Annotated in this window: 10 protein-coding genes and 1 pseudogene; 4 read left to right on the top strand and 7 right to left on the bottom strand. The window is 64.3% G+C overall.

The genetic code is table 11. The features are described from left to right. Positions 1-22: 22 nt before the first annotated feature. A complete protein-coding gene (locus AC0L3O_RS26025) occupies positions 23-1057 on the bottom strand; it encodes a MerR family transcriptional regulator (protein ID WP_473535539.1) in 1035 nt (344 codons plus the stop codon). Between the two features lie 255 nt (positions 1058-1312). Here AC0L3O_RS26025 and AC0L3O_RS26020 point away from each other — a divergent pair, with 255 nt between their 5' ends. Continuing rightward, positions 1313-2188: a DMT family transporter gene (locus AC0L3O_RS26020; RefSeq protein WP_473616979.1), complete on the top strand. Its 876-nt coding sequence runs from the start codon at positions 1313-1315 to the stop codon at positions 2186-2188. Between the two features lie 174 nt (positions 2189-2362). Here AC0L3O_RS26020 and AC0L3O_RS26015 read toward each other — a convergent pair whose 3' ends face one another. After that, on the bottom strand, positions 2363-3220 hold the full coding sequence (locus AC0L3O_RS26015) for a LysR substrate-binding domain-containing protein (protein WP_473535540.1): 858 nt from the start codon (positions 3218-3220) through the stop codon (positions 2363-2365). A gap of 117 nt (positions 3221-3337) precedes the next feature. On the opposite strand from AC0L3O_RS26015, the gene AC0L3O_RS26010 reads away from it, so the two are divergent. Together AC0L3O_RS26010 and AC0L3O_RS26005 are read left to right on the top strand one after the other, a co-directional pair. After that, on the top strand, positions 3338-3745 hold the full coding sequence (locus AC0L3O_RS26010) for a tautomerase family protein (RefSeq protein WP_091590519.1): 408 nt from the start codon (positions 3338-3340) through the stop codon (positions 3743-3745). 202 nt (positions 3746-3947) lie between these two features. Next, positions 3948-6170 carry an AMP-binding protein gene (locus AC0L3O_RS26005; protein WP_473616977.1) on the top strand — a complete coding sequence of 741 codons (2223 nt, stop codon included), beginning with the start codon at positions 3948-3950 and terminating at the stop codon, positions 6168-6170. Positions 6171-6300: 130 nt separating this feature from the next. On the opposite strand, the gene AC0L3O_RS26000 is transcribed toward AC0L3O_RS26005, so the two are convergent. The 3 genes from AC0L3O_RS26000 to AC0L3O_RS25990 form a co-directional block, all read right to left on the bottom strand. Next, positions 6301-6564: a hypothetical protein gene (locus AC0L3O_RS26000; RefSeq protein WP_128172725.1), complete on the bottom strand. Its 264-nt coding sequence runs from the start codon at positions 6562-6564 to the stop codon at positions 6301-6303. A 187-nt stretch (positions 6565-6751) separates the two neighbouring features. Further along, positions 6752-7567 (bottom strand): CDP-alcohol phosphatidyltransferase family protein, encoded by an 816-nt coding sequence (locus AC0L3O_RS25995; RefSeq protein ID WP_023800727.1) that lies wholly within the window; start codon positions 7565-7567, stop codon positions 6752-6754. Positions 7568-7570: 3 nt separating this feature from the next. Further along, positions 7571-8269 (bottom strand): phosphatidylserine decarboxylase, encoded by a 699-nt coding sequence (locus AC0L3O_RS25990; protein WP_128172724.1) that lies wholly within the window; start codon positions 8267-8269, stop codon positions 7571-7573. A gap of 244 nt (positions 8270-8513) precedes the next feature. Here AC0L3O_RS25990 and AC0L3O_RS25985 point away from each other — a divergent pair. Continuing rightward, a pseudogene (locus tag AC0L3O_RS25985) lies at positions 8514-9387 on the top strand (SMP-30/gluconolactonase/LRE family protein). A gap of 3 nt (positions 9388-9390) precedes the next feature. On the opposite strand, the gene AC0L3O_RS25980 reads toward AC0L3O_RS25985, so the two are convergent. Together AC0L3O_RS25980 and AC0L3O_RS25975 are read right to left on the bottom strand one after the other, a co-directional pair. After that, complete coding sequence (locus tag AC0L3O_RS25980) at positions 9391-11277, bottom strand: ABCB family ABC transporter ATP-binding protein/permease (RefSeq protein ID WP_128172723.1); 1887 nt, start codon at positions 11275-11277, stop codon at positions 9391-9393. A gap of 97 nt (positions 11278-11374) precedes the next feature. Further along, entirely contained in the window at positions 11375-11701 is a 327-nt protein-coding gene (locus tag AC0L3O_RS25975; protein ID WP_091590509.1) for an ArsR/SmtB family transcription factor, read from the bottom strand. Between the last annotated feature and the right edge of the window lie 64 nt (positions 11702-11765).

Raw genomic sequence — 11765 nt, 5'->3', positions numbered from 1 at the left:
GCGTCGTTAGACTTGATGCCTTTCATGCGGCCTGGGGCCGCCACGCGATGACGCCGTCCGTCCGCGCCCGCACCTCGGGTGTGGCCAGGCAGGTGGCGACGGCCTCGTAGCCGGGAGTGCCGGGGTACCGGGCGACGTACGTTGGCGGGCTGTGATTGGCGGGGCAGAGGATGATCGCTTCGTCGGTGCCGACAGCCGCCAGGTCGAGTATCGCGCAGGAGCGCGTGAGCAGAAAAAGCGGTCGACCGCCGGGGCCGCGGCGACGCAAATGGGCAATCAGGGCTTCTTGCGAGGCTTGATCCAGCCCCTGTTCGATCATGTCGACGACCAGGATGGCCGGACCTTCGGCTTCCAATCCGACGAGTAGAGCGATCATTGCGTCGGACACCGCGGCACCGACCTCGACGAGCCAGGCCAGCGTCTGATCGACCCGCGACCTGAGAGCGGGGTCGGCGTCCACACGAGCCAGAGCCGCCGCACAGCCATTTGCCAGTCGATCCAAGCCAAGAAAGGCGGCGTCAGGCAATGTCTCGGCCAGGCGCTGAGCCAGCCGGGTCTTGCCACTGCCCAGCGGGCCGATGATGTAGTTCAGCGGTCGGATCTGTCCCAATTCGAACCGCTCGCCTCCCCAAGGCCAGGGAAGGTCGAAAGCGACGCTGAGCGTAGCCTCTGGCGCCAGCAGGCGCGCCAGTTCCCCGGCGCTTGGCGCTTCGCCTCGAGCGAGGTCGTCCTGCAGGCTACCGATCTTCTCTATTACGCCGACAAGCTGGCGCAGCCGGCTCTCGAGTACTGCCTGGTGTGCGGCCAAGGCCGGCTCCATGCCCCGGGAGTCACCCTCCATCACCCGCGCCACCTGGGCTAGGCTGAAGCCAAGCGCGCGCAGGGCCGCGATCTCGGCGGCGCGGCTCATTTCGACAGGACCGTAGGCGCGCCATCCGGCCGCAGTGCGGATCGGAGCGATCAGGCCGCGCTGCTCATAAAGCCGCAGGGCCTTGGCCGACACCCCGAGCCGGCCGGCGGCTTCGGAAGCGTTCAGGAACTGGGCGGAAGAGTTCATGAATCACCTTGTTGCTGTTGACCGCCTTTCTATCGGGGCTGACCCTGGGGCTGAGTCAACAGGGATGTTCGCGGTCCGCAGGAGCCGTGGGAGAGGCAAGATCACTTCGTGTCGAACTGACACATCGGCTTTGATGAGATGAATCGACTTGCAAAAGGGCATTTCCGCAGCGGCTGCAGGATACGGCAACCCCTGCTGACAGTACGGTGTCAGGACAGGGCAGCATAGTCTGGTGACATGACCGGATTCCCAACCATGCCTGACACCGCCGCCGAGCGCACCCTTGGCATCATCCTGGTTTCGGCGTCGGCAGCCGTCTTCGGCCTCACCGGCGTGCTAACCAAGTCGATCCATGCCGATCCGCTGACCATCACCTGCTGGCGGGGCTTCGTTGGGTCGATCCTGATCACCCTCTATGTGCTTTGGCGGCGCCGTCAATCCGGTGGGCGTGAAAGCCTGCGCCTCGGCTGGCGCGGCTGGCTGTTGGCGAGCGAGGGCGCGCTAGCCAGCATCGCCTTCATCTCGGCGTTCAAGTTCACCTTCGTCGCCAATGTTGCGATCATCTACGCCACTGCGCCCTTCGTCACCGCGCTGCTTGCCTTCATTCTGGTTCGTGAGCGCTTCCGGCTGCAGACGCTTGCCGCCGCCGCCGTGTCGCTCAGCGGCGTGGCGATCATGGTCTGGTCCGGCTTCGGCACCGGCCATCTGTTCGGCGACGGGCTGGCGCTGCTGATGACAATCGGCAGCGCGCTCTACATGATCATGGTGCGCGCTTTCCGCGACACGCCGGTGGTGTGGGCCGGGGCGGTGTCGGCATTCCTTTTGTTCGTGCTCGGTTGGTTCGTCACCGATCCATTGGCCGTCTCGGCCAGGGACGCAGTGTTGCTCGTCGCCTTCGGCACGTCGTTCGCGCTGGCCTCTATTCTGTGGACGGAGGGCGCGCGGCTCGTTCCGGCTGCCGAATCCGGCCTGCTGGGCTCGGCTGAAGTACCGTTCGCGATCCTGTTCGCCTTCCTGTTCCTGGCCGAGGTCCCGCCAGCCGCCAGCATGATCGGCGGCGCCATCGTGCTCTGCGCGGTGTTCGCCCATGGCGGGCGCGACTGGCAAGCGGCCAGGCAGCGCTCTGCCTGAGAAAAATTTGCCCCCGAAAATAAAACTGCGGGTGCAAATAAATTAGCAAGGTCATGGAACCATCAACAGGTTCAGGCATTGTTGGCTTTGACGGGTCATCCAAGTCCCCCCCCCAAACCCCTCGGCCCGTCTAACCTATAGCCGATCGCAAGGTCGGCTTTTTCTTTTGCGAAATCAGCTCGGTGCGCCTGGCAAGGCAAGGTTGCCGCTGAACAGCGCAGCCAGATCCTGGGCCGGGGGCTCGGCATCCTGGCGCAGCCGGATGGCGAACTCGGCGATGGGAACCTGCGGCAGGCCAAACTCGCGCGGTGCCTCGACGATGCCGGAATGGGCAAAGCGCGCCGTCCGCAGCGTCAGAGCAATGCCGGCATTCACCGCCGTGCGCAGCCCGGCCAGGCTGGCACTGCCGGCGGCGATGCGGTAGCGACGGCCTGCCCTGTCGAGTGCCGCGATCGCCGCTTCGCGAAAGCCGCAATGCGGATCGAGCAGCGCCAGCGGCAGTTCGTCCTTTTGTGTGGCCAAGCCTCTTTGCGAACAGAGCCACATCATCGGTTCGCGGAGCACGCCGATCTCGTCCGGCGCCGGAGCCTGTCGCATGGCGACCATCAGATCGAGGATGCCGGTTTGCAGTGCCTCGGCCAATTCGGCGGAGCGGCCGACGCGCAGTTCGATCCTGACGCGCGGATAGCTCGCGGCAAAGGCCCTGAGCAGCTCCGGGAGGCCGCTGTCGGCGAAATCTTGTGTCGTGCCGATGGCCACGCGCCCATCCGCTCGCACGCCCTTGAGGGCCAGCCACGCTTCGCGATGCACAGCAAGGATGCGCCGCGCATGACCGACCAGATCCTCGCCCGCCGGCGTCAGGACGCGCCCTCTTCCCTGCGGCACCAGAAGTGGTTCGCCGACAATATCCTCAAGCCGGTGCATCTGCGTGGTCACCGCCGACGCCGAGCGCCCGACAAATGACGCCGCCTGCGCCAGCGAGCCGCTGTCGACGAAGGCGAGAAAGGTTTTGAGGAGGTCGGGGTCGAGCATTGTGATAATTCGACAGTATCAAAGTTTTCCCTAAAAACAATTCGATTTTCATAACGCAAGGCGATGGCAAAGATCTCCGACGGCGAAGAGACGCCGCGTAACCCGAGGAGAGAAATTATGCCGATCATCAATGTCAGCGTCACGGGCAAGCCCGATGCCGCTTTGTCCGCCGCCATCGCCAGGCAGGTGACCGAACTGACCGCCACGCATTTGCGCAAGGATGCGACGATCACAGCGGTGGCCATTTCCTACCATGACCCCGAGCACTGGTTCGCCGGCGGCAAGTCGTTGGCCGAGCATGACGCCAACAGTTTCTGGCTCGACATCAAGGTGGTCGACGGCACCAACACCAAGCTTGAGCTGGAGGCCTATCTCAAGGCGCTCTTCCTTGGCTTTGGCAGCCTGCTGGGCAAGGTGCATGAGGAGAGCTATGCCTTCGTGCATGAAGTCCCGGCCGCCGCCTATGGCTATGGTGGCAAGACACAGGAATTCCGCTTCATCAGCGGGAGATTGAAGGCGGCGTGAGCCGCCCCCATCAATCCAGGCTCATGCCGCAGGCGCTTTCTCTGCCGCAAGGAAACATAGACACCGCACTTTTCACGGCCGGCCAGGCCAGTAATGCGAAGGTACCGCACCTCCGCATTGACGTTGAGCCCACTTCGTCTAGGTTCTCATCGAAGCGGTCAGGAAGAGCCGCGAGGTTAAAATCTGTTGGGAGAGACGCGGCATGATCCTGACACTGGCGCTGCTTGCGGGTCTCGTCGCGGCCTGGCTGCTGATCGGCGTGGTGGAAAAATTCCGCCTCGGCCTGCGCTTCACGCAGGCGCTGCTCTATGTGCCGTTCAAGCTCGCCTACCGGATTGCCGACGATCGTATCAAGATCGCCCGCAGAACAGCCGCCCCGGTCATTTACGTCATTTCGCACCAGTCGCGCCTCGAACCGGCGCTGATGCTGTCACTGCTGCCGGAAGACACGCTGCACATCCTCGACGAGGTCTCGGCGCGATCGCCCTGGCTCGAACCATGGCGCGAGCTTGGCCGCACTATCGCTTTCAACGCTGAGCATGTCTTCGTCAGCCGCCGGCTGGTGCGGGTGCTGAAGGGCAAGGGCCGCCTTGCCGTCTATCTGCCGGATGCGGTCGAGCCTGATATCAAGACATTTCGCCTGTTTCGCGCCGTCAGCCGCATCGCCATGCAGGCCGATGCCCGCATCGTGCCGATCTTCGTCGCCGGCGCGCGCACTCTGCCGGTATCGCTGACTGCGGCGGACAAGGCGCCCCGGTGCTGGTTTCCGCTCCTGTCGATCAGCGTGCTGGAGCCGATGACCATCGCCGAGCTGGTGGCGCGAAACCCTGATCAATCCTCGAACACCAATACGCTGTTCGACCGTTTCGCCGAAGCCCGGCTTTTCGGCAGCGATCTTGACCGCGGCCTGTTCCTCGCCATACGCGACGCCGCCGACCGAGTCGGCGCCTCGCATCCTATCGTCGAAGACGTGGTCAGCGGCACGCTGAATTACAGAAAGCTGTTCATCGGCGCGCGGGTGCTGGGCCGCCGCTTCGAGGCGGTGACAGCGCCGAATGAAGCGGTTGGAGTGCTGCTGCCCAACGCCAACGGTGTCGTGCTGTCGCTCGTTGGCCTGTTGTCAGCGAGCCGGGTGGCGGCGATGATCAACTACACCGCAGGCCCGGCCAGCGTCACCGCCGCCGTGCGCACGGCGGAGATCCGCACCGTGGTCTCGTCGCGCGCCTTTGTCGACAAGGCCAGCCTCGCTGACATCGTCGCGGCGGTAGAAGAAGGCGGCGCCAGGCTGTTGTGGCTGGAGGATGTGCGGGCCAGCGTAACCGTACTGGACAAGCTCGCCGCCGCCTTGCTGTGGCGCTGGCCGCTGCAGCCGCAGAATGCGGCCAAACCAGCGGTGATCCTGTTCACCTCAGGCTCGGAAGGCACGCCGAAGGCGGTGGTCCTGTCGCACAGAAATCTTCTCGCCAACGCCATGCAGGCTGAGGCCCGCATCACCATCTCGCCGGCCGACATCCTGCTCAACGTGCTGCCGGTGTTCCACTCGTTCGGGCTCACCGGCGGCACCATCCTGCCGCTGGTCACCGGCGTGAAACTGTTCCTCTACCCCTCGCCGCTGCACTACAAGCTGATCCCCGAGGTCGCACGCAAGGCAAGGCCGACGGTCATGTTCGGCACCGACACGTTCCTCGCCAACTATGCGCGCACCGCCAAGGACGGCGATTTCTCCAGCCTGCGCTTCATCGTCGCCGGCGCCGAAGCGGTGAAACCGGAGACGCGCCGCGTCTACCGGGAGCGCTTCCAGGCCGAGATCATCGAAGGTTTCGGGCTGACCGAGGCAGCGCCCGTCGTTGCCGTCAACACCGCCATCCACGGCCGCGACGGCACGGTCGGGCGACTGTTGCCGGGCATGCGCATGAAGCTCGAGCCGGTCGAGGGCATCAGCGGCGCCGGACGGTTATTGCTCAAGGGGCCGAATTTGATGATGGGCTACATGACCTCAGATCGGCCCGGGGAATTGCAGCCGCTCGACGGCTGGCACGATACCGGCGACATCGTTTCTGTTGACCGCGAGGGCTTCATTACCATTCGCGGCCGGGCCAAGCGCTTCGCCAAGATCGCCGGCGAGATGGTGTCGCTGGGCGCGGTCGAGATGCTGGTGCAGTCGCTGTGGCCGGAAGAGCACCACGCTGTGGTGGCGGTGCCGGACAAGCGCCGCGGCGAGCGTATCGTGCTGGTCACCACCGCCGATGACGCCGACCCCGATGAATTGCGCAAATTCGGCAGACAAGCCGGCGCCGCCGATCTGATGGTGCCGAACGACATCGTCAAGGTCGAGGAAATCCCGGTGCTGGGCTCTGGCAAGACCGACTACGTCTCGACCCGCAAACTGGCGATTGACCGACTGGGGCTCAGCGCGGCGGCCTAGCGCCTAAAGCGCGTCGCGTCTGGAGGGATTTATGCGACGCGCTTTAAGTTCTTGCTTGAACGCATCTCGTTGTCCCAAAACCGCTGCGCACCTTCGGGTCAGGCCCGAGCATGCTTTTAGGCGACATGCATTAGAGGACCACCACCGACAACAGCAGGATGAACCCGACCGCCATCATCAGCAGGCCCGGCCAGTTCTGCGACAGGCCGAGGAAACCGAGGCCGCGCCGCCGCGGCTCAAGTGTCGGGCCTGGCGTTGCAAGATTTGGCGTCGAGCGATCCGGCGCCGCGCGAGCAGGCGCCGGATCGCTGAGCCGCCCACGCCAAAGGGCTGCGCCGGCCATATACACGACGCCAGCGACAATGAGCAACGCGCCAAGGAGGACGACAGCCATTTCTCCTCACTCTTCTTTGAGCTCCTGCGCCTGGGACAGCAGCTTCAAGGGCTGATAGCGTGGCGTTCGCGACGTCGCTCGCCTCGCCCGCTGAGACAGAACGGTCAAGACGCCGGCAGGTTCCCGCTAGAGCGGGATGCGTCCGACTTGAACTAATTGAACTATCAGCGAATTGGCGACAGATCAGTCAGCCGAAGTCCGACGGCGGCACCTTCTCGCCTTCGCGCTTGGCGCGCCTGGAATAGGCGCGGATGCTGAGCGGCAGGAAGAGCAGATAGCCGGCAACCGACGCCGTCAGCGTGTACCAGGGATAGGTCATCAACAGCAGGATGTAGAGGACGACACCGAGGATGATCGGCAGCACCTTGTCGCCCGGGACTTTCAGGCTTTTTCCGGAATAGACCGGCAGCCGGCTGACCAGCAGGAAGGCTATCAGAACGGTGAAACCGGCGGCGATGAAGGCGGCAGGGCGGGACGGCTCCACACCAAGCCGCAGGAAGTACAGGTAAAGCGGCAGCATCACCAGCACGGCGCCCGCCGGCGCCGGCACGCCGACGAAATACTCGGTCTGCCACTGCGGGCGATCAGTTTCTTCGTCGAGCACGTTGTAGCGAGCGAGTCTCAGCCCGCAGGCGATGGTGAACAGCAGCGCGGCAATCCAGCCCGGCGAGCCGGCCTGGTCGAGCAGGAAGGCATAGAGCACCAGCGCGGGTGCTACGCCGAAATTGACGATGTCGGCCAGCGAATCCATCTGCGCGCCGAATTTGGACGTCGCCTTCAGCATGCGTGCCAGACGGCCGTCGATGCCGTCGAGGAAGGCGGCCAGCAGCACCATCACCACTGCCGGCTCGAAACGGCCTTCGAAGCCGAAGCGGATGCCCGAGAGGCCGGCGCAGATGGCGAGCACTGTGACAAGATTGGGCAGCACCATGCGCATCGGAATTTCACGGATGCGCGGGCCGCCGCTGCCATGCGCCTCGAATTTTTTGAACGGCGCGCCCACGGCTCAGGACACCCGCACGAGCGGCGTTGCGGCAACGCCGCCGAATTCGGCCAGTATGGTTTCACCGCCGACCGCAGTCTGGCCGACGGCGACACGCGGCGTTGCGGTCGACGGCAGGAACACATCGACGCGCGAGCCGAAGCGGATCAGCCCGAAGCGCTCGCCGATGCCGATCGTGCCGCCGGTCTCGGCCCAGCAGACGATGCGCCGCGCCACCAGGCCGGCGATCTGCACCGCGGCCACCGTGCCGTTGGGGCTGTCGATGACCAGGCCATTGCGCTCGTTGTCGGCACTCGCCTTGTCAAGTGCGGCGTTGAGGAACTGGCCGGGCCGATGCTCTATCCTTGTGATGCGGCCGCGCACCGGAGCCCGGTTCACGTGGCAGGAGAAGACGTCCATGAACACCGAGATGCGGGTCATCTCGCCGCCCCCGAGGCCAAGTTCGCGCGGTGGCACTGCCGGACCGACCGCCGTGATGATGCCGTCGGCCGGGCTCACCACCAGCCGGTCGTCGACCGGCGTGACGCGCTCGGGATCGCGGAAGAAATAGACGCACCAGGCCGTCAGCATGAGGCAGATCCAGAACAGGATCGAAGAGAAATAGCCGAGGAAAAGCGTCACCGCTGCGAAGGCGGCGATAAACGGATAGCCTTCGCGATGGATCGGAACCAACGTTTTCTTGATCGTGTCGACGAGGTCCATGGAATGGAAACAGCCTAGTTTCAGGTCCGGCCTCAATAGCGGAAACACCCTGTGGCCGCAACGCGACAATGAGGGAACGCCGGATCCGGCGTTCTCGTCCGCATTAGCCGATCGCGGGCGTTGGAAGGGGTCCAATGAGCCTGTCCAGAAAAGCATGACTGGTGTCGGGGCGAACCGGCCTCATGCGTCCTTGGAGATACGGGCCTTGTCAAAGCGCCCGCCGAACGAAAGCTGGAGGCAACAAATGCTGTCACGGAAATCAGCAGCAAAGGAAGCGCGGGTCGTGATGAACGGTCTGGCGTTCGGCGAATCGCCGCGCTGGCATGATGGCAGGCTTTGGGTCTGCAACTGGGGAACCGGCCCAGATCATCGCCGTCGATGCCGACGGCAACAGTGAGGTCATGCTCACCGTGCCGGCCACCCTGCCCTATTCGGTCGACTGGCTGCTGGACGGTCGCCTGGTCGTCGTCTGCGGGCGAGAGGGGTTGGTGCTGCGGCAAGAAGCAGACGGGACGCTGGTCACCCACGCCGATCTGCGACACCTCTCAGGGAACGCCTGGAACGAGATCGTCGTCGACGGGCGCGGCAACATCTACGTCAATGGCGGCGGGCCAGCGCCGGTTCCCGGCCAGCATTTCGGCCCCGACACCATCGTGCTGATTGCACCGGACGGGTCCGTGCGGCAGGTGGCGGACAAGATCGCCTTCGCCAATGGGATGGCGGTGTCGCCTGACAACAAGACGTTGATCGTCGCCGAGTCCCACGCCAACAGGCTGACCGCCTTCGACATCGCCGCCGATGGCGGCCTTGCCAACCGGCGGCGATGGGCCGACCTCGGCAACGGCTTTCCCGACGGCATCTGCCTCGATGCCGAAGGCGCCATCTGGTATGCCGACGTCCCCAACCGGCACTGCGTGCGGGTGCGCGAGGGCGGGGCGATGCTCGACAGCGTCGATGCCGATCGCGGCTGCTTTGCCTGCATGCTCGGCGGCGCCGACGGCAAGACGCTGTTCATCGTCGCCGCCGAATGGCGCGGCTTCGAGCACATGATCAGCGATGCGCGCACCGGCCAGGTGCTCAGCATCCAGGCTTCCGCGCCGGGCGCTGGCTGGCCGTAAGGGCTACGACACCTCGGAGGGGCGGCGGCGGACGACAACGCCGAACTCGTCGCGCTCGCGAGCAATGCGCAACCGCTCCTCGGCCTCGGTTGCCTCACGCTGGCGGTCCCACATCGAGGCGTACAGGCCGGCCTTGCGCATCAAGGCGGCATGCGTGCCGCGCTCGGCGATCTGGCCGTCCTGCAGCACGATGATCTCGTCGGCCGAAATCACCGTCGACAGCCGGTGGGCGATGACGATGGTGGTGCGACCCTTGCTGACGAGGTCGAGTGCCGCCTGGATCTCCTGTTCGGTATGGCTGTCGAGAGCCGAGGTCGCCTCGTCGAGCATCAGGATCGGCGGCGCCTTCAAAATGGTGCGGGCGATTGCCACGCGCTGCTTCTCACCGCCGGACAGTTTCAGTCCGCGCTCTCCGACCATCGAACGGTAGCCGTCGGGCAGCCGCTCGATGAACGGCCCGATCTGGGCGAGTTCTGCCGCCTTGCGCACATCCTCCTCGCTGGCATCGACGCGGCCGTAGCGGATGTTGTAGGCGATGGTGTCGTTGAACAGCACGGTGTCCTGCGGCACCATGCCGATCGCCGCGCGCAAGCTCTGCTGAGTCACGTCGCGAATGTCCTGGCCGTCGATCAGAATCTTGCCGCCCTGGATGTCGTAAAAGCGGAACAGCAGCCGCGAAATGGTCGACTTGCCGGCGCCCGATGGCCCGACAATGGCAACCGTCTTGCCGGCCGGCACTTCGAAGCTGATGCCTTTCAGGATCTTGCGGTTGGGATCGTAGGAAAACTGCACGTCGCGGAACTCGACCTTGCCGGAGCCGACGACCAGCGGCTTGGCCCCCGGCTTGTCGACGATCTCCTGCGGCACATCCAGCAGACCGAACATCTGCTCGATGTCGGTCAGGCCCTGGCGGATTTCGCGATAGATGAAGCCGATGAAGTTTAGTGGCACCGAAAGCTGGATCAGCATGGCGTTGATGAACACGAAGTCGCCAACCGTCTGCGTGCCGGCCTGCACCTCCAGCGCCGAAAGGCACATGACGATAACCGTTCCGAGACCGAAGATGACGCCCTGGCCGAAGTTCAGCCAGCCGAGCGAGGTCCATATCCTGGTGGCAGCGGTCTCGTAGCGCGCCATCGAACGGTCGAAGCGCTCGGCTTCCATGCCCTCGTTGTTGAAATACTTGACCGTTTCGAAATTGAGCAGCGAGTCGATCGCCTTGGTGCTGGCATCGGTGTCGCTGTCGTTCATGTCGCGGCGAATGACGATGCGCCAGTCGCTCGCCCTGATGGTGAACCAGATATAGAGGCAGACCGTCACCGCCACCACAGCCACGTACTTCCAGCCGTAGGTGACCGCGAAGATGCCGGCTGTCAGCGCGAATTCGAGGATGGTCGGCAAGGTGTTGAGCACGGTGAAGCGGACGATCGTCTCGATGCCCTTGGTGCCGCGCTCGATGATGCGCGACAGGCCGCCGGTGCGGCGCTCGAGATGGAAGCGCAGCGACAATCGATGCATGTGGATGAAAGTGCGGAAGGCGAGTTGGCGCACCGCGTATTGTCCGACGCGGGCAAACAGCGCGTCGCGCAGCTGGTTGAAACCGAGTTGCACCAGCCGCACGACATTGTAGGCGATGACCAGCATGACTGGCGCCAGCATGAAGGCCGGCAGCGGCGGCGCCGACTTGGCGTCACCAGCCAGCGCATCGGTCGCCCATTTGAAGAAGTAGGGACCGGCAACCAGCGTCAGCTTGGCGACGACCAGAAGCACGGTCGCCCACACCACCCTCGCCCGCAGGTCGGCACGGTCGGCCGGCCACATATAGGGCCAAAGATTACGCAATGTCTTGAAGGTCGAGCCAGAATCGGCGGAGACGGTTTTTTCGGCCATTTTATCGCCTTTTCGTATTTCTTATTGCTTGACCATGATCTTTACCGAAAACCGGCTTCCACTTTTCGCTGACGCGGCCTTTGTTCGGGATGATGGTCTAGCGGCCGGAGCAGCACGAATTGACCAGCGCGGCCAGCGATGCGGAAACATCTTCGAGCGCATCGCTGTCGACTTCATAGCGCGAGCGCTGCCGATCCGGCTGGTAGCGGACGAGCCCGGCTTCGACCAGTATCTTCAGGTGCTGCGAAACGGTGGACTGCGCCAGGTCGAGATGGTCGACGACCTCGCGGCAGCAGCAGGAGCGGCTGGCCGAAAGGTGCCGGAGAATTTCAATCCGGGCCGGATGCGAAAGCGCGGCGAGCTTCGCGGCGACGGCCTGGCTGTCGGCGAAGCCGCAGGTCTTCTCGGTCAAGGGAGCGTTCATCGTCTATCGGCGATAGACGATGAATGAACTTTCCGCAAGAGCCCGCTAGAGAAGAAAAGGATTT

This window comes from Mesorhizobium sp. WSM4810, assembly GCF_055811235.1.
Note: the sequence above shows the minus strand (reverse complement) of the source record. Positions and strands in the feature narration are given on the sequence as shown.

Excerpts from the sequence above, each read along its gene's own strand:
- AC0L3O_RS25980 (WP_128172723.1), bottom strand. The coding sequence starts at position 11,277 with ATGGCCGAAAAAACCGTCTCCGCCGATTCTGGCTCGACCTTCAAGACA.
- AC0L3O_RS26005 (WP_473616977.1), top strand. The coding sequence starts at position 3,948 with ATGATCCTGACACTGGCGCTGCTTGCGGGTCTCGTCGCGGCCTGGCTG.
- AC0L3O_RS26010 (WP_091590519.1), top strand. The coding sequence starts at position 3,338 with ATGCCGATCATCAATGTCAGCGTCACGGGCAAGCCCGATGCCGCTTTG.
- AC0L3O_RS26000 (WP_128172725.1), bottom strand. The coding sequence starts at position 6,564 with ATGGCTGTCGTCCTCCTTGGCGCGTTGCTCATTGTCGCTGGCGTCGTG.
- AC0L3O_RS25975 (WP_091590509.1), bottom strand. The coding sequence starts at position 11,701 with ATGAACGCTCCCTTGACCGAGAAGACCTGCGGCTTCGCCGACAGCCAG.
- AC0L3O_RS26020 (WP_473616979.1), top strand. The coding sequence starts at position 1,313 with ATGCCTGACACCGCCGCCGAGCGCACCCTTGGCATCATCCTGGTTTCG.
- AC0L3O_RS26025 (WP_473535539.1), bottom strand. The coding sequence starts at position 1,057 with ATGAACTCTTCCGCCCAGTTCCTGAACGCTTCCGAAGCCGCCGGCCGG.
- AC0L3O_RS26015 (WP_473535540.1), bottom strand. The coding sequence starts at position 3,220 with ATGCTCGACCCCGACCTCCTCAAAACCTTTCTCGCCTTCGTCGACAGC.
- AC0L3O_RS25990 (WP_128172724.1), bottom strand. The coding sequence starts at position 8,269 with ATGGACCTCGTCGACACGATCAAGAAAACGTTGGTTCCGATCCATCGC.